The organism is Heliomicrobium undosum, from assembly GCF_009877425.1.
GTDB classification, from domain to species: Bacteria; Bacillota; Desulfitobacteriia; order Heliobacteriales; family Heliobacteriaceae; genus Heliomicrobium; species Heliomicrobium undosum.
The window spans coordinates 1-17,205 of the sequence record NZ_WXEY01000023.1 but is presented as its reverse complement, the minus strand read 5'-3'; the positions used below and the strand labels follow the sequence as shown (position 1 = coordinate 17,205).

The following is a 17,205-nucleotide window of genomic DNA, read 5'->3' as shown; positions in this document are numbered from 1 at the left end:
GGCTTTTTTCTTCTCCCAATGCTTCAGTTCCTTAGAGCGCCAATTCCCGGCCGAGGGAAAGCAAGAAAAGACAACGACCTTTTACTTTCGCTTTCAGCACCGATTCAACGGCCCGGTGATAGAGGTTCACCTGACCGAGGTAAGAATCGCGAAGTTGTTGCAGCCAGGGTTCCACGTCCATGCCGATGGGACGGCGGTCCGTCTTGTAGTCCAGCAGCACCCAACCGTCATCCTCCTCAAAAAGGCAGTCGATGACCCCTTGGATGATGATAGACTCCCCCTCTGCCCTTTTTTCCGGATGGATTTCCGCCGCCGGCAAGGCGAGCGTAAAGGGGACCTCCCGCATGACCTGTTTTGCCTGGCGCAGGCGACGCCCGAGCGGGCTCTCTGCGAAACGCAGGATCTCCTGTTCGTTGAGGGCCTGCCGCTGTTCAAGGGACAGCAATTCCAACTCGACGAGCCGGTCGGCCTGCCGGGTGATCCCGGCAAGCGACACATCTCCGGCAAGGTCGAGGTGTTGCAGGAAGAGGTGAACGGCGGAACCCCGCTCCGTTGCCGTCAGGCGCCGCTCCTGTTGCAAAAAGCGGGGGCGAAGGTCGAGGAGGGCGTCGGGCGGGCTGGTTTGGGTTTCTGGGGAGGATGTGTCGCTTTCGGGAAGTTCTTCCCCTTGCGCATAGAGCCACCGGACAAATTGTTTCTTGATGCGGCTTACGGCCACTTTGGCCGCGATTCCCGATTCTCCGGTGTAAGGATAGGTCCAGGACAGCGACGCATCAACAAGGTCCGTTGCGGTGACCGGTTCAAGCCGCCTCAGTTTATCGAGCCAAGCCGGGTTGAATGGGGTCTCCGCGCCTATTTCTTTACGAAGTTCGCTCAACCCTTTTTTCGCGACGAAGGAGAGTCGCCACCGGGAGTTTTCACCGGATATCCGATCGTTTTCAGTCATCCTCTCGTCTTTCGTCATCGTCGATTCGTTCTCCGGTAAAGTCGCCCCTAACGCCGGCGCGCCCTCGGCCCAGCGTCGGATCTCCTGTCCGTCCCGATGTCCGGCCAGGGCGGGGCCGAGCCAGTCGAGGTAGCACTTCGCCCGCAACAGCACCTCGTCGGGAAGGGGGGTGGCAGAGGGGATCCCTTCAGCGTCATGAACCCACTGCTGGGCCGACTTGGCGACCTCGCGGACGGTTCCCAGGAGGATGAGCTTTTCCTTGGCCCGGGTTAGAGCTACATAAAGGATGCGCATCTCCTCGGCGAGGGTCTCCCGGTGGAGGCGGCGCTGAATGGCCAGTTTGGCTACTGTGGGATAGCGGTAGCGCAGTTGTGTGTCCACAACGACGGGGCCGAGGCCGAGGTTTTTGTGGATCAACAAGTCCCGGCGCAGGTCCTGGAGGTTGAACTGGCTGCCCAGACCGGCGACAAAGACGACGGGAAACTCGAGTCCTTTGCTCTTGTGGATGCTCATGATGCGGACGACGTTTTCCTTCTCCCCAAGCGCTCGGGCGGTCCCGAGGTCGCCGCCCTGATCTTGGAGGCGCTCAATGAAGCGCAGGAACCGGAAGAGCCCCCGGAAGGTGGTCGCCTCGTACTGGCGCGCCCGGTCGTAGAGGGCGCGCAGGTTGGCCTGCCGCTGCCCCCCGCCAGGCATGGCGCCGGCGTAGTCGTAAAAGCCAGTCTCCCGGTAGATGGTTGCGATCAGTTTGGCCAGGGAATCGCGGCGAGCCAGCGTCCGCCAGGCGTCAACCTGGCGCAGGAATTCGCGGAGACGGAGGGCGACGGGGTCGATGGGTGCGGGCGTGTCGCCGGTTGCGGCTTCCGCCTGTCCGATAAAGGCCTCAATGGCATCGAAGTAGGTCTTTCGCGGCTCAGCCAAGCGGATGCGGGCCAACTCTTCTCCGGAAAAACGGTAGATGGGCGAGCGCAGAACGGAAGCCAGGGGGATATCCTGGCGGGGGTTGTCGATGACCCGCAGGAGCGAAAGCAGGATGGAGATCTCGGTGGCCTCAAAGTAGCCGGAACCGGTATCGGCGTAGGCGGGAATGCCGGCGGCGCGAAACTCTTCTAAAAAGATGTCCGCCCGCCCCTTCGTCCCGCGCAGCAGGATGACGATGTCACGGTAACAGACAGGCCGGTAACCGCCCTGTTCCCGGTCAAAAACGGGCATAGCCTCGTCGATCAGTTCCCCGATTCGCTGGGCCGCCAGCCTTGCTTCATACTGAGCGGTTTCGAGGACCAACAGTTCCTCTTCCCCGCCGGTCGGGTCCGCGGCGTCTTCGCCGGCATCGTCGGAAAGGCTTTCGCCGGCAACCTCAGCGGCATTTCGGGCCGGTGCTTCAATGCTGTCCGCGTCAGGCTGCCGCTGCAACAGGCGCAGTTCGATGACGGGATCTCCCGGTCGGCCAGGCAGTTCGGGAAAGGCGGCGCCGTAGACGAGTTCAGCCTGCCGGTCATAGGCCATCTCGCCGGCGCGAAGTGTCATGATCCGGCGAAAGAGGTCATTGACAGCCAAGACGACATTGCGGCGGCTGCGAAAGTTCTTCGCCAGGTCGATGCGGGCGCCTTGGCCGGAAGCGCCCTGACCGGAAACCCCATGGTCGGAAACCCCATGGTCAGAAGTAACTGGCGCAGGCGTGTCGTAGGGCGAAAAACAGCGGTACTTTTCTAAAAACAGCCCCGGTTCGGCGAGACGGAAGCGATAGATGCTCTGCTTAACGTCGCCGACCATAAAACGGTTGTTCCGTGACAGAAGGCCCAGGATCGTCTCCTGGACGGTGTTCGTGTCCTGGTACTCGTCCGTGAGCACCTCGGCGAAGTGTTCCTTCAGTTCCAGCGCCAGCGGCGACGGGACAGGTACGCCGGGCCTTGCCGTCTCGTCGAGCAGCAGGCGCAGGCAGAAATGCTCCAGGTCGTTGAAATCGACGAGCCTTTTTTCCCGTTTCGCAGCTTGGAAGGCGCTGTCGAAGGCCAGGACCACGCCGACAAGGGTTGCCATCACCGGCAGCGCCTGTTTCAGATCGGCGACCAGCTCCTGGGGCGTCCGAAGGAAATACTTTTTCTGCAGGTCTATGAGCTTCTTTTTGGCCTGGTCGCGCAGTCGGCCCACTTCTTTTTTGAGGGTTTCATCGACTGGGCCGCGAACAGCCTTGGCCCGCGTGAAAGAAAGCGCCTGAAAATGCGTGTACATTTGCGACCAGGAACGCCCGGCTGCCAGCCGCAGGTCCTGGGTCAGTTGCAGATCGGCTGTGATGGCGTCGCCATAGGCCGCCGGTCCACCGGGCTGCCGACAAAGGGCCAGCGCCCGGACGAGGAGACCCTCGGCCTCGGCAAGGTCGATCGACATCTCCTCGCGCAAGGCCGTGAACCAGGGCAGGGCTTCCCAAGCCGGGGTTCCACCGGACAAGGTTGGCTCGGCAATGGTGTCACCGGCCTCCTGAAATTTACCGAGGATGTCTTGGAGCCACTGTTCGGGCCAGGGCTGGCTGAGCGCTTTTTCATAGAGTTGGAGGACGATATCCTGCAAGGGGCTGTCGTCGCGGTCCCCGCCGTAGGCGTCGACCAGGGCGGTGAAGTAGGCGTCAGCCTTAACCTTGGCCTTAGCCTCAGTCTCCTCTTCCTCCCCTGCGCGCTCATAAAAGCGCTCAAAGACTTCGTCGAGCACATCCTGGCGGAGCAGGGCAATCTCCGTCTCGTCGGCGACGCGAAAAGCCGGGTCGAGGTCGAGGCGGTAGTAGTGCTTGCGGACTAGATCAAGGCAAAAGGAGTGCAGTGTCGTGATGGCGGCCCGGTTGATCAGGACCAGTTGCTGCCGCAGCCGGGTCTGCTGGGGATGGCGGGCCAACTCCTTCGTCAGGGCTGCCCGGATGCGTTCGCGCATTTCCGCTGCCGCCGCGTTGGTGAAGGTGACGACGAGCAGGCGGTCTACATCGACGCCTTCCTTGATGATGCCGATGAGCCGCTCGACGAGGACGGCCGTCTTGCCGGCGCCGGCTGCCGCCGCCACGAGGATGTCGCTGCCGCGGGCGGTGATGGCCTGCCACTGTTCGTCGGTCCATTTGGGATCGCGGGGCATGGGTTCGCGGTTCATCGGATCACCCCCTCAAGAATGGCGTTGGGGCCGGCGGCGATCTTTTCCCAGATCTTCTCCGGCGGGTCGTCGATGAGCAGGCGGTAGTCGTTGTCCTGCAGCAGCAGGTCGAACTGGCAGACCGGTTTATAGGGGCAAAAGCCGCAGGCGAGCCGGTCGTCGCGGCGGTAAGGACGGATGGAGACCAGCCCGTCCAGGATGGCCTCGCCGGCGCGGGCAAAGATGCTTTGCAGGTATTGGCGCAGGAGGGTGAACTGTTCCATCGTCAAGACGGAGGAAGCGCTGTAGAAGCTGCCGTCTTTTTTCAATCCCACCGGGATGAGCGGTGAGTAGCCCTGTTGGGTATGACCGTCCATGAGGGCCACCACGGCCGGGTCGGCCAGGACATGGCCGCGCATCTTCAATTCCTTGAGGATGGCCTGATCGGCCTCATCCCTTGTCAAGGGGCCGCCTGCCGGGAGTAGCGGATCGCGGACACCGAAGTAGAGCATCCCGCCAGGGCGGCACTCAGATGGGGCGAGCAACGATGACGGCATGCCCTCGCTGAGGGCGCATCCCTGCAAAAGCCGGTTGCCGTGGCGCAGCGCCACGTCGAGGTAGGCGAGCAGTTGCAGTTTCAGGCCGTGAGCCATGTCGGCCAATTTCAGATCGGCTCGGTTGGACTTGTAGTCGATGACGCGCAGACAGGGCGCGTCGCCGGCGAAGACGCCGTCGATGCGGTCGATGCGGCCCACCAAGTCCATCCATCGCCCGCCCGTCAGGGGCACCTGCACCGGCGGCAGCAGTTCCTGCGGCCCGAAGCCGACCTCCAAAGCGAGGGGCCGGAATTGGCCGCGCCGGGCATGCTCGCCGAGGACGGTGACGGCCCTGGACAAGGTCTGCTGCAGCCGCCCGGTCAGGTAACGGTGGCGGGCGGTGCTGAGCAGGATCTCGTGTTGTAGTTGCGGCGCCAGGTCGGATACGACCTCGCCGGTGAGGCGGACCAGTTCCTCCTGGGGCATATCGCCCCAGTCGAGCCGGTCCTGGCGCACGCGCTCGCCGAACTGCTTCAAGGCGGCATGGAAAAACTCGCCCAGATCGGGCGCTTCGAGGCGGAAGATCCGCCGTTCTTTCAGCCGGAGGCCGTGGGAGATGAAATGGGAAAAGGGGCAGGCCAAAAAGCGCTCGATCCGGGAGACGCTGGCCTTCAAGGGATCGCCGAAAAGGCGGCGGCTGACGGGCTTCGGCAGGTACTGCTCGCGGTTTTCATGCCAGAGACCGGAGAGCACCCGCGCCAGGCGCTCCCGCCAAGCCGGCTGTTCGGCCAGCCAGGAGTAAGCCGCCCACCAGACGAGCGGCGACGGACGATGGGCCAGAGCCTCCCGCATGGAGGGGATCAGGTAAGAGAGACTGCGCGCGGGATGGACGATATATTCCTCGGCCAGTTCGCGTCCAACGGTCGCATCTCTCGTGGCTGTGGCTTGTATGGCTGCGTCTTCTGTGGTTTGTGCTGCCATGGCAGCGGTTTGGACCATAGCAGCGGTTTCTGCCGTTGCGGTCTCTGCAAAAACGCTGCCTGAAGCGACCGCGCCAACCGGCAAGGCGCCCGGCTCCAGCAGCCAGGTCCGATCCGTCACCTGTGGGAACAGTTCCCGCACCCGGGCGATCACCGAAGAGGGCATTTGCGCCCGCCCTTCCGCATCAGCCAAAGGGTAGCTGAGGTAACAGCGTTCACCGGCGCGGGTGAGGGCCACATAGACGTGGTACTCCTCATCAAAAAGCCGGCGGCGGCTGCCTGGCGCCAGTTCGAGGCCTGTCAACGCGTGGATGCGCTCGCGCTCCTTATCGTCGAAGATGCCGTCATCCTTGGGCCGCGCCGGGAGCACCCCCTCGGAGACGCCAAGGACGAAGGCGGCCCGGATGTCGGGGCACCGGGAGCGATCAAGGCTGCCGACGAAGACCTGATCCAGTTCCGGCGGGATAAGGCTGAGCTTCAGGCTGTCCAGGCCCGCTTCCATGACGACGGCGTAGGTGGCCAGGTCCAGGGGCGTCTCGCCGAGGGACTCGACGATCTGGTCGAACAGGTCGATGACGGCTGACCAGACCTGCCGGTGGGCGCGAGCCTCCTCGATCCGTCCCGCTACTTCCGCCTCGGCGATCCAGCGGGAGATCTGCTCGGGCGCCTTCAGGTCGATGAGCAGTTGATAGAGGGCCGCCGTGATCGGGCGCACCGCTTTTGCGCGGACGACTTCTTTGTGAAAGGAGGCCAAGGCGCCACGCGCCCGGTCCCGGGCGTCGTTGATCTCGGCCAGTTCGGCCAGTTCCTGATCGCTGAATTCGCTCAAGGCGTCCTCGCCCAGGGTCAAGCGGCGGCGAAAGAGCCAGGGCTCAGCGTCGCGCCAGCGCCGGCCCCGGATGCCGTGGGCCAGCACGTAGTTTTCCAGCCGGTCCGTCTCACCCCGGGAGATGGGGACCAGGTCGGTTTTTAAGTAGCGAAAAACAGGCTCATAGGCCCAGTCGCGCAGGACGGCCTCCAGGGCCGACCGGATCAGTTCCACCAGCGGGTGGTGGGGCGCCAGGCGCTTGCTGTCCATAAACAGAGGGATGCCGAAATCACCGAAGATGCTCTCGATCAGATCGTGGTAGGATTCGAGGTCGCGCAACAGGACCGCCGTATCGCGCCAGCGGTAGCCCCGGTCACGGCAGAGGCGGATGATCTCCCGGGCCGCCCCCTCCACTTCGCTGCGGCGGTTGGCGGCGGCGCAGACGAAGAGGCCTTGCGTCCCGCCCGGCCAGGGTGGCGCAGGACGGCGGAAATAAAAGGACTCCAGGTGTTGCAGTTCGGGGTTCTGCTGAAAGCGCGGCGCTGTTTGTCCGGGAGCAGGGCCGAGATAAATCGCTTTTTCGATGACAATCCCCTGGTCAAAGGCCAGTTGCAGCAGTTTCGCCTGGGTCTCGCGGGTGCGAAAAAAGGGATCGTCGAGGTCGCAGGGCTCGTCCAGTTCGGCTGGATCGAGACAGAGCGCCACGTTGACGCGGCGGCAGGCGGACATGAGCGCCGCCAGGACGGACAACTCCTGGGGGGTAAAACCGGCAAAGCCGTCGACCCAGACTTCGGCGTCGCGGAGCATGACCGAGCCGGGGATGCGCTGGGCCAACAGGTGCAAATAATCGTCGGGATCGGTGTACTTGCCTTCCAGAAAAGCGTTCAATGCGCCATACAACAGCGCCAGGTCGTGGATCTTGTCAGCGAGCAATCCGGCGCCCTGGCGCTCGATCACCTCGGCCTGGCAGCGGTCCAGGCTGCCGGCGTCGATGTTGTACAGTTTCAACTCGGACAAGGCGCCGGCGAGGGCGTCGGCGAAACCGGGCTGACCGGCGGAACGATGAAAGAGGCGCAGTTCGTCCTTGTGCTTTTCCAGGAGGTTGCGCAGGATCATGCGCTTTCCCAACTCGCCGATGGGAATGCGCGCGCTGCCGCCCACCTCCTGAAGCACCCGGTAGGCGAGGCGGCGAAAGCTAAAGACCTGCGCCCGGATCGCGCCCTCCAGACCGGGCATGGTAGCCAGCGCCCGTTCCGTCTGGAAGGTGGCCTGCTCGGGAACGAGGAACAGCAACGCCGGACCCTGGGGAGACCGTTCTAGTTCTCGCGCGATCTCGTCAAGACAAGCGCCGCTCTTCCCTGTCCCGGCCCGGCCCAGGATGAAGCGCAGGCTCATGAGCGCTCCCCTCCTCCTCCCCTGTGGTGTAGCGTCTCGCTGGAAGACCGGCCGCTTGTCTCGGCGTGGCTCCTATCAATGGGGCTGTTTTTGGCAGCGCTCGTCTCAGCGACGCCGGCGTAGAATCGGCGGTCCATGCCCTTCAGATAGGGAGACCAGCCGTCCTTCGCCTCGGCCAAAGCCTGGCGCACCTTGAACATGTCGGCGTCAAAGCGGTCGGCGTAATGGAGGATCAAGGCTTCTGCCGTCTGGGGCCGTTTGGGCGACTGCCACTCATACTCGCCGTGGTGGCTGGCGATAAGGTGCAGGAGTCTTACGCGCAATTCCTCCGGAAAATCCGGCAATTCGCGGATCTGCCGATCAAGAAGGTTGATGCCGATGACGATGTGGCCGAGCAGGTTGCCGGCGACGGTGTAGCCGATGACGCTCTGATACTGAAGCTCCTCGATTTTTCCGATATCGTGGAGGATGGCGCCGGCGGCCAGGAGGTCCCGGTCGGCTTCCGGCACGCTGGCCGCGAGGCCGAGCGCTGTCGCACGGACGCCGAGCGAGTGCTCCAGGAGGCCGCCGATATAGGCCTGGTGGTGGGTCATCGCCGCCGGGGCGCTCAGATAGGCGCGGCGGATGTCCCCTTCGGCGAAGAGACGCGCCAGCAGCGTTTTCAGGTGGCGGTTGGCGATGGCGGCGATGGCGCTGTCCAGGTCCGCTTCGAGCTGGTTGCGGTCCAACGGCGTCACAGGCAGGAACTGGCCCCAGTCGATCTCCCGGGCGTCGACCGGTTCGACGCCGTGGATATGCAACTGGATGGCCCCCTGATATTCGGTGGCCTGGCCGCGGATGCGAAAGACCGTCTCCTCCTTCAGGATCTGGGCGAACTGCTCCCCTTTGTCCCAGGCTCTCGCCTCCACCTTGCCTGATCGATCTTCCAAGGTGGCCGTCAGATAATGCCCCTTAGCGGCGTCGCGGTAGGGCATCAAGGAAAAACGGCGAACAACCAGGAGGTCGTGAAAAGCCTGGCCGTGTTTGAGGTCTTTGAGCATGAGGCGGTCGGTTGGGGCGGCAACGGATGCGTGCGTCACAGGGACAACTCCTTTTCTGTTTCGGATCGGCAGGTTTCTAAAAAACCTAGCCAGCAGTGAGAACGGATGTATGGCGCGACACCGTGGAATGGGCGCAAAAGATTCCCGATGGATACATCAGCAACCGGATTCGGCCATTCTGTTAGGTGGCGTTTCGGGTTACCGTGTCAGGGCTTCTGTGTCAATTTCGACTTGCTTATCCTGTATTTGTTCGGCAAAAGGATTCCGATTTCCTTGCACAAAAAAATGCCTTTCAACTGTCGCCGGCGGCTCGTTGAAAGGCATTTTTTCATGTAGCGTTTTTTAAATCGGGGGTCCAGGGGACTGCTTTTTCATAAAGGAGATCCGGATCGATGCGTATTTCTGTACGCATCGATCAGAGCAGCGCATGTGCTCTGTAATAATACGCGAAGCCCATCACCGACCTTTTCCCCACCGTACTCTAAGTCAGGATTTTCAAGCACTTCCAACAAGTCACTTTTGACTAATGGGTTAATGCAATAAAACTGTTCTACCGTAATATTCAACACCTTACATATATCGGAAACTCGCTTTGTAGAAACGGGTTTTTCTCCATTTGCCATAGCAGATACATAGCTTGAATTAACGCCGATTCGTCGAGCTATTTCACTGTAGCTAATACCATGACTTTTACTTAATTCGCGAATCCTAGCCGGAATGTCCATAGATACTCCCCTTATTAAATGTAAGGTCTCCACTCATTTCCCATGATAGCATGGAAAATAGTAGGTGGACAGTACCCACTTTATAATCATGCCATTATAGAAAATCTTTTTTAGAGAAACAACTTGCATGGCAGATGGGGCCTTTCTTGGATTGCTGTTGTTGCTCTCTACCATGTGGACTTATAATGAATTTAACATAACAAGCATGATGCGCCGGAGGTGACACCCATGAGCAGTTCCCTACATACTATCATGAACCGCGCCACCAACAGCCCTGTCAACGGCGCTATCGAGTTCATCGTCAACGCCGGCCGCGTGCTCCTCGAATCGAGCGCCGAGGTCTACCGGGTGCAAGACACGGTCCAAAAGATGGGGACCGCCCTCGGTGTCGACGAACTGGAGAGTTATGTCACCCCGGCAGGCGTCTTCGTCAGCTACATCGACAGCGAAGGGAACCCGCGCACCTTCTTCCGGCGCGTATCGAAGCGGCAGGTCAATCTCGACAGGATCGCGGCCGTCAATCATCTTTCCCGCCAGGTGGCCCGCAGGGACATTTCGCTGGAGCAGGCCTTTTCGGAGTTGGAAATAATCGAAAACGCCCCGCCCCTCTACTCCCCGTTGGTGAAGTTGTGCATCAGCGCGGTGACAGCTGCCGGCAGCGCCGCCATCTTCGGCGGCGGCTGGACCGAGTGCGGCCTCGCCCTGCTGATGGCCTTTGTCGCCTTTTTGCTGATCGACGGGACCAAGGTCGTGGCGATCAACTATCTGCGGGAACTGCTCCTCGGCGCCGTCGGAACGGGACTTGTCCTGGCGGCGCGCACGGCCGTCAACTTTGACATCGGTCCTGTCGTTGTCGGGGTGCTGCTGGCGGCCATCCCTGGGGCCTATATGGTCAACTCGGTCCGGGACATCATCGCCGGCGACTTGATTTCCGGCGCCATCCGGGGCTTGGAATCAAGCGGCCTGACGGCGGCCCTCTTCGGCGGGGCCGGCATCACGCTGGCCATGGTGGGCACCCAGTACCTGTCCGAGCCGGTCGAGCCGCAACCGCCGATCATCGCCGTCAGCTTTTTTGTCTCCGCCCTCTTCAGCGTCTACAACCAGGCGCCCCTGCGGACGGTGGTTTCGGCCGGACTGACGGGGATGCTCAGCGCCACGATACTCTATTTGACAGTCGCCAACGAGTACACGCTGATCCTCGGCATGTTCTGGGGCGCTATCGCCGTGGCCGTCGCCAGCGAGGTCCTCGCCCGCATCCACCTCGTCCCGGTCACCGTCTTCATCGTCGGCGGCTTTGTGCCGCTGATCCCGGGGATCTGGTTTTTCCGGGCCACCCAGTTTCTGTTCACGGGAAACTACCTCTACGTCCTGGAGCCGCTGATGGTCGGCGTCGGCGGCATCGCCGCCGTTGGGGCCGGTGTGGCGATTGTGACGGCGGTGGTGCGGCACTGGAAACAGAACCGCTGGAATATCCGCCTCGACTGGCGGTACTGGAGGAAACGGCTGAACCGGGGTTTGTAGCTCGAAAGCGAAATTTCCGGTTTAGTCGTTCGGTCTGGGCAGGCAGATGTAAGCGTCTTAAGCGCGCCTGCCGCACACCGGGCAACCCTGCGCGGCCAGCGGCAGTTCCAGCCCGCTCTCTTCCATCAGTTTTGCATCGAGCAGGAGCGTTTTCGTCGGTCCGTCGGCGATGATTTGGCCGTTTTGGACGACGATCGTCCGGTCACAGCGTTCGTACACCATGTCCAGATCATGACTGGTGATGATTTTGGTATGGGGAAAGCTACCCAGCAGGTCCATGAACCGCCTTCTCGATTTCGGATCCAGTGCGGCGGTGGGCTCGTCCATGACGAGGATACGGGGACCCATGGACAATACGGAGGCGATGGCGGCAGCGCGCTTTTCGCCGCCGGAGAGCTTAAAGGGCGCTCGATCCTTGAGATGGGCGATCCCGACAGCCGCCAGGGCCGCCTCGACCCGCTTTTCCACCTCTGTTTCATCGAGCTTGCTGTTGCGCGGGCCGAAGGCCACATCATCATAGACGGTCGTCATGAACAACTGATCATCGGGATCCTGAAAGACCATGCCCATCCGTTGCCGGATCAGGGGCAGGGTCTTTTTTGTCACCGCCATGTCTTCCACGACAATCTCGCCGCGCGTGGGCCAAAGGAGGCCCATCAGCAGCAACAGCAGCGTCGTTTTGCCGGCGCCGTTTCCCCCGATGACGGCCACCGACTCTCCCGGATGGATGTGAAACGACAGCCCCTTGATGGCCTGGTGGCCGTCGGGATAGGTGTAATGCAGGTCTTTGACTTCCAGTTTTCCGCCGTTCATTGCATCACCTCCGTAATGAAAGCGCCCAGCCACGCCGACAGGTTCACCGAGCGGGCCGTCAGGAAAAAGACACACCATCCGGCGATAAAAAGGATATCCCTTGCGCCCACCGGCACGCCCGAGCCCCCGGCGTGATAATCGCCGTCAAAACCGCGCAGACACATGGCTTCATAGACGCGCTGGGCTCTGTCGATGGTTCTGAGCAACAGTTGCCCCGCCAGAGACCCCCAGGCGGTCCAGTGGACGCCTTTTTGTTCCGGCGCGCGCAGCGCGTAGGCCATGACCGTGCGCTGCGCCTCCTCCATCAGCACCGAGATATACCGGTAGGTCAGCATCAACTGCAGCACGAAGATTTTCGGCACTTTCAGGATGCGCAGGGCGACGGCGAGCCGGTCCATCCCTGTCGTCGCGATCAGGATGAGCGTCGCCGTCACCGTCAGGGCGGACTTGAGAAGGAGCGAGAAAAAGATGAGCCAGCCCGCCGAAAAGGCGATTCCGCCGACCATGACGACCTCCCGGTTGAGCAAAGGGCTCAATATGCCGATGGTCAACACAAAGGCCTCCACCAAAAGGACACGCTTAACGATGGCAGCGGGCGGCAGTTCGGCGAGGGTCAGGAGCATGACCGGAAAGATTACCAGCGGCAGCAATCCCCCGATTTCCCGGCTGTCAAAAGAAGTAACCACAGCTAAGTACATAACTGTGGTTAGCAACTTCGTGACCGGGTGCAGCCGGTGGATGGCTGTCCGCTGCCGCGCCAGATCGTCCAGTTGTCTCATGCTGAGAAGCGAATCGGCGATATTCAACATCGTTGCAGTCCCCGTTTACAGGTTCACCTTTTGTTGCTGTCGCTTGGTCAGGCGGATCAGGAATCCGATTAAAGCGGCTAGGGCCAGTGTCAGCAATCCGCCGACGATGCCGGACACGCTTGTGCCTGCGCTGACATTCGGCCAGGCGGATTCTGCCGCTTGCGGGGCCGGTGTGCCGGATGATGATGTTTCGGCTGTTTGCGCTTCGTCTGTGGCTGTGGCTGTGGCTGTTCCTGCTTCGCCAGCCGCAGTAACAGACAGAGAACTTTCTTCGGATTTGAAGTCGTAATCAGGCAGTATGGCAGTCTTCTTCTGAAGACCGGCGAAGACATCATACAGACCGCCGGAAGCTTCCAGTTCCTCCGTGCCGGCCGCCTTTTCCATTGACCATTCCAGCCCGTCTGGGTTCGTCGAGGCAAACCAGGACAGCAGGCCGCCCACCATCACGGCGGAAATCGCCAACCCCTGTAAGACCTTGCGGAAGGAAATATCGCCAAAAGCGCGACCGGCGACGACCTGTTCCAGGATCTCCGGACGGCTTTTCCAGACGAAAGTGACAACAGCGGCCGTCACCAGCCCTTCCACCACGCCGATGGCCAGGTGGATCGGCTGCATCAACAACAAGAAGGCGTTAAAAGGCAGTTCTGTCTTGCCCGATAAGAGCGTCTCCATGACCACGCTGAAAGCGCCCAGTTGGAGACCAATGATGGCCGAGACAAGCGACGCCACGAGGATACGGTTCGCCGTCAGGCCTTTTTTTATGATGCTTTTATAGATCAACGGATAGGCCACAAAACAGGTGTAGACGCCGAGATTGAAAAGGTTGCAACCATAGGCAAGCAACCCGCCGTCGGCAAAAAACAGCGCCTGGATCAATAAAATAGAGGCCATCGTCAAGAAACCGGCGTAGGGTCCCAACAGAATCGAAAGCAGCATCCCGCCGCCGAGATGGCCGCTCGACCCGGTGCCGGGGATCGAAAAGTTGATCATCTGGGCAGCAAAGACGAAGGCGCCCATCACCCCCATCATGGGGATGATCTTTTCATCGACATTGTGCTGGACTTTTTTTATCGAGTAGGCCGCCGCTCCAGCGGCAGCAGCCCACAGGGTCCCTCCCACAACAGGAGAGATGAGCGCGTCGGCCATATGCATGTTGCTTTACCCCTCTCAAAAAAATAACCCATTACGGGTGTACGACCCCCCTTCATGGGGACAACCCTTCATGGGTCGGTTTTTTGAGATATTGAAACTACGCGTAAAGCCTTCATGACTTCAATAAGCCTAATCTAACATCATCTTTTGGGGGCGTCAAGTTTTGGAAGCGGGATTGATTAGCTTCGATGAACGTTTCTGAACGGGGATAACGGGCCGACCGCATGCGGAAAACGGACACTTCTAGTATCCGCTCACCCGCAAGGGGTGCGATTGCCGCGCAGACCTGTCATTCCGATGAACCCGCCCGTTTAAACACACGCACAAGCGTGTAGAGAACACCTTGGGAGAAATCTCTATCAATAAGGAAACGTTCGTAAAGGCCAACCATCTACGAGGAACACAACCGAAGGATCCTAATACGCCAGGCGCGCGTCTGTTTCATGCTCGTTCAGCTAAGGGATTGACGATTCGTGAGCTAGCTGTGGTATCGGATGTAACGGAGGCCACAATTAGCAACATTGAAAACAATCATGGTCGGCCAACACTTCGGGTACTGAAAAAACTGTCTGCTGTACTTGATGTTTCGCTCGCTTACCTCGGATGCTATGATTTGCTACCCGAAGAGTCGATTGGCCAACGGCTTAGGAAGCAAAGACTAATCTGCGAAATCAACAAAAATTAGAGTGGGCTACTTTTGTAGCCTACTCCTGTTGTGAATAAACGGGAAAAAATTTTAGAGGAGGACGCAAAAAGCGTCCTCCTCCTGATTATGTTGAGGCTTCTTTCTGAGACTCTGTTCGGTATAACCTTTTTACATTTTCCCATTCGCAAAAACGTAACATCGGTACTCCATCATTATATTCATGCGCCTTCACCAACACAGGAATTCCTCGATCTTCTGCCTGGCGCACATACACCGGATCATCTTCCACCAGGAGATCCACTCCCTTGGCCGCACAAAGGGTCCCCTTTTCTTCCGTAAACAGGATCTCTGCTTCAGGAAACCCATGGGTATGTAACCACCGGGCTGTCACCAAGTGACTCTCCCGAGGCCGAGCCGTGATATAGAAAAGCCTATGTCCGGCATTCTTCAGATCCACAAGCACCTCCGCCGCACTCGGATAGGCTTCTGCCCGCGCGAAGATCCTAAGGCCGTCAGGAGATGAGAAAAAGTCCGGTCCTAGTCCTGGCAAGTCCCAACGGCGCATGACCCGATACTTTTCTGGAATCGTCTCCGTTCCGAAAAAATGAAGTGCCAGTTGCTTATTGATCTTGGCGATCGTATTGCAGATATCCACCCCGATCAGTAGGCTCCGTTCTGCGGAGAAGAGCATTCGCGACAACCAAAGAGGAATCTGGTTTGGCTTAATCATTACCCCCCATCCCCCTTTCGTTGTTTCGTCCAGTGAAGGTAAGGATTCGGCCCATTTCTGCCACACCCGCCGGTTCTACCCGCGGGCGGGTCAGCCGGTTACCCTGTCCATCTTCAACCCAAGAGATTGTAACCTCTCCCGGTCCCTGTCTCAAAATATCTGGAATGAGCGTTTTGAGCACATTCGGCGGAATACTGGTAATTTTCATCGTCATACGCCTCTGGTCGCACGACCAGAAACTTTTCACCTTCCTTTATATCTCCCCCGCGTTGCAGCGGGAGAGAATTTCGTCTCTCCCCTGCGCGGGGAACCATATAAAGGATTTTACCTGGTGACAACCGCTGGCATGTCACCGCGCATTAAGTCAGCGCGGTTTGCAATACCGGTCAGACCATTCCGGCCCAGCGGCATCAAAGAAGGCCTGATGGTCCATTATTGTCGCCTTCGCCCCGCTCAGGGCTACCTGAAACAGCGCCCGGAAGAGTTCGAGGAGCGACCTACCCGAAGCGACTTTCAAAGGAACGTCCCGCACGGTGAACGTCGCCCGCTCCCGCTCTTTCCCGCCGGCATGAATCGCCCATTCGGCACTCACATCGGCAGACTTTTCCCGGCGCATCTCCATGGCCCGGATAGGAACCAGGACACAGCGTTGGCCATAGGGCGAAATATCGTGTTCCATCGAAAAGATCACCAGGTTGCACAGTTCGGCAATCAAATCTACCGCCCGGTTCATCGCTTTCGCCTCCAAGCAACCGGGGCAGGAATCCCATCCCGCCCCGGCTCATTCTATTTCACTGGACTCGTCCTCGCTCTTGTCGAGAAACCTCACAGTTCCAGGACGATATCCACGGCCTCGTCATCAGACCCTTGGACCACGGTCGCCACCTGGTCGGAAAAGAGGCTCAAGGTTCCACCGGAGGCATCGCTTCCGATCAGCACGCCGATGACGTGAAACTCCTTCTCCAATTTCACCTTCTGAAACCGTTCCAGAAAGTCAGACGATACGCTGCACTGACCGTCCGTAATGAAGACGACATCCCCCTTCTTGAAGGCGGAACGCTGCAGCAGGTTGAGCGCTTCCTGCAAGGGCCGTTCAAAATTCGTGCCGCCGCTCAGAAAGCGGGTCACCATGTCCAGCACATCCTGGGGTTTCGCCCGCTTCGGTTTGGGAAACTCGAATGAAACGATCTGCGAGGCTGACCCAAACAGGATGGCGGCGAAGGCGCGCCGCTGCTTCCGGGCGGTATCGAAGAGCGCCAGGCAGAGCGCCTTGGACCATTCCTCCCGGCTGTGGCCGCCCATGTTTTCGGCCATCGAACCGGAAGAATCGACGCAGGCGATGATGGGCCCCTTCCTTTCCGTCTCCTTGCCCTCCAGCTTGCGCTGCATCAACTGCCCTTCCGAGAACCGCCGGAGAAAATCCATCCGGGTAACGGGACAGCGAAGCTGCGCCAGTTCCGAGGGCAGGATACGGGACAGGTCGGCGCCCATTTCCACATCGACCACCTCCGTAGGTGGCTGATGGGTCCGGTTCCGGCGCTTCTTGGCCGCCATGGCCTTCATGCGCCCTGCCAGTTCCGACACCTTGCGGAGCTTTTTAGAACCCCGGAGGATTTCTGCTAGCTCCATCCGTTTTTCCGGCGGCATGGTCTTTTGTTCCCCCGGCCCCAGGCCGTACTGGATCAACGCCTGCGCCGTTTCCGCCTGTTCCGCCGCCTCTTCTCCGAAGGCGGTCTTCATGGCCCGGATCACGGAGGCCGATTGCGCCGCCTCCTTGCCCAGGGCTTCCAGCTTCGCGCCCAGTTTTTCAGCCTGCTGCTGACTCTTCTCGGCTTGCTGGCTGGCCTTTTGGGCCTGCCGCTTCGCCTGCTGGGCCTTTTTCTTCATCTCCTGGGCTTTCGCCGCGTCGGCTGCCTGTTGGGCCTGCTTCGCGGCGTTCAGGAAACTCTCCATCATCTGACGCTGCAGTTCCGCCTCTTCCTTCGCCGTATCG

General features: G+C 60.1%; 12 protein-coding genes. 2 read left to right on the top strand and 10 right to left on the bottom strand.

The features are described from left to right. Positions 1-31: 31 nt before the first annotated feature. From addA to GTO91_RS14875, 4 genes are all read right to left on the bottom strand, one after another. Positions 32-4,078 carry a helicase-exonuclease AddAB subunit AddA gene (gene addA / locus GTO91_RS14890; RefSeq protein ID WP_235919628.1) on the bottom strand — a complete coding sequence of 1,349 codons (4,047 nt, stop codon included), beginning with the start codon at positions 4,076-4,078 and terminating at the stop codon, positions 32-34. Continuing rightward, a complete protein-coding gene (locus GTO91_RS14885) occupies positions 4,075-7,776 on the bottom strand; it encodes a PD-(D/E)XK nuclease family protein (RefSeq protein ID WP_161259527.1) in 3,702 nt (1,233 codons plus the stop codon). Before GTO91_RS14885 ends, addA begins: the two co-directional genes overlap by 4 nt. After that, positions 7,773-8,855, bottom strand: a complete 1,083-nt coding sequence (locus GTO91_RS14880) for a 3'-5' exoribonuclease YhaM family protein (RefSeq protein WP_161259526.1) — start codon at positions 8,853-8,855, stop codon at positions 7,773-7,775. Before GTO91_RS14880 ends, GTO91_RS14885 begins: the two co-directional genes overlap by 4 nt. 332 nt (positions 8,856-9,187) lie before the next feature. Beyond that, positions 9,188-9,541 (bottom strand): helix-turn-helix domain-containing protein, encoded by a 354-nt coding sequence (locus GTO91_RS14875; protein WP_161259525.1) that lies wholly within the window; start codon positions 9,539-9,541, stop codon positions 9,188-9,190. Between the two features lie 228 nt (positions 9,542-9,769). Here GTO91_RS14875 and GTO91_RS14870 point away from each other — a divergent pair, with 228 nt between their 5' ends. Further along, entirely contained in the window at positions 9,770-11,062 is a 1,293-nt protein-coding gene (locus tag GTO91_RS14870) for a threonine/serine exporter family protein (protein WP_161259524.1), read from the top strand. 57 nt (positions 11,063-11,119) lie between these two features. Here the strand turns inward: GTO91_RS14870 and GTO91_RS14865 are convergent, their stop codons facing one another. The 3 genes from GTO91_RS14865 to GTO91_RS14855 are packed head-to-tail and all read right to left on the bottom strand — an operon-like array spanning position 11,120 to position 13,836. Continuing rightward, positions 11,120-11,875: an energy-coupling factor ABC transporter ATP-binding protein gene (locus tag GTO91_RS14865; protein WP_161259523.1), complete on the bottom strand. Its 756-nt coding sequence runs from the start codon at positions 11,873-11,875 to the stop codon at positions 11,120-11,122. Next, positions 11,872-12,684: a cobalt ECF transporter T component CbiQ gene (cbiQ, locus tag GTO91_RS14860; protein ID WP_161259522.1), complete on the bottom strand. Its 813-nt coding sequence runs from the start codon at positions 12,682-12,684 to the stop codon at positions 11,872-11,874. Before cbiQ ends, GTO91_RS14865 begins: the two co-directional genes overlap by 4 nt. A gap of 15 nt (positions 12,685-12,699) precedes the next feature. Next, positions 12,700-13,836, bottom strand: a complete 1,137-nt coding sequence (locus GTO91_RS14855; protein ID WP_161259521.1) for an energy-coupling factor ABC transporter permease — start codon at positions 13,834-13,836, stop codon at positions 12,700-12,702. 343 nt (positions 13,837-14,179) lie between these two features. On the opposite strand from GTO91_RS14855, the gene GTO91_RS18795 reads away from it, so the two are divergent. Further along, on the top strand, positions 14,180-14,521 hold the full coding sequence (locus tag GTO91_RS18795; protein WP_161259520.1) for a helix-turn-helix domain-containing protein: 342 nt from the start codon (positions 14,180-14,182) through the stop codon (positions 14,519-14,521). Positions 14,522-14,606: 85 nt separating this feature from the next. Here the strand turns inward: GTO91_RS18795 and GTO91_RS14845 are convergent, their stop codons facing one another. The 3 genes from GTO91_RS14845 to GTO91_RS14835 all read right to left on the bottom strand — a co-directional run. Continuing rightward, positions 14,607-15,212 carry a 5' nucleotidase, NT5C type gene (locus GTO91_RS14845; protein ID WP_161259519.1) on the bottom strand — a complete coding sequence of 202 codons (606 nt, stop codon included), beginning with the start codon at positions 15,210-15,212 and terminating at the stop codon, positions 14,607-14,609. A 364-nt stretch (positions 15,213-15,576) separates the two neighbouring features. Further along, positions 15,577-15,945, bottom strand: coding sequence for a hypothetical protein (locus GTO91_RS14840; protein ID WP_161259518.1), 369 nt, complete (start codon positions 15,943-15,945; stop codon positions 15,577-15,579). A gap of 92 nt (positions 15,946-16,037) precedes the next feature. Beyond that, positions 16,038-17,205, bottom strand: a 1,168-nt coding sequence (locus tag GTO91_RS14835; protein WP_161259517.1) for a vWA domain-containing protein, incomplete at its 5' end; no start/stop codon positions are given.

Coding starts and splice junctions, on each gene's coding strand:
- addA (WP_235919628.1), bottom strand. CDS start 4,078: ATGAACCGCGAACCCATGCCCCGCGATCCCAAATGGACCGACGAACAG.
- GTO91_RS14885 (WP_161259527.1), bottom strand. CDS start 7,776: ATGAGCCTGCGCTTCATCCTGGGCCGGGCCGGGACAGGGAAGAGCGGC.
- GTO91_RS14875 (WP_161259525.1), bottom strand. CDS start 9,541: ATGGACATTCCGGCTAGGATTCGCGAATTAAGTAAAAGTCATGGTATT.
- GTO91_RS14870 (WP_161259524.1), top strand. CDS start 9,770: ATGAGCAGTTCCCTACATACTATCATGAACCGCGCCACCAACAGCCCT.
- GTO91_RS14865 (WP_161259523.1), bottom strand. CDS start 11,875: ATGAACGGCGGAAAACTGGAAGTCAAAGACCTGCATTACACCTATCCC.
- cbiQ (WP_161259522.1), bottom strand. CDS start 12,684: ATGTTGAATATCGCCGATTCGCTTCTCAGCATGAGACAACTGGACGAT.
- GTO91_RS14855 (WP_161259521.1), bottom strand. CDS start 13,836: ATGCATATGGCCGACGCGCTCATCTCTCCTGTTGTGGGAGGGACCCTG.
- GTO91_RS14845 (WP_161259519.1), bottom strand. CDS start 15,212: ATGATTAAGCCAAACCAGATTCCTCTTTGGTTGTCGCGAATGCTCTTC.
- GTO91_RS14840 (WP_161259518.1), bottom strand. CDS start 15,945: ATGAACCGGGCGGTAGATTTGATTGCCGAACTGTGCAACCTGGTGATC.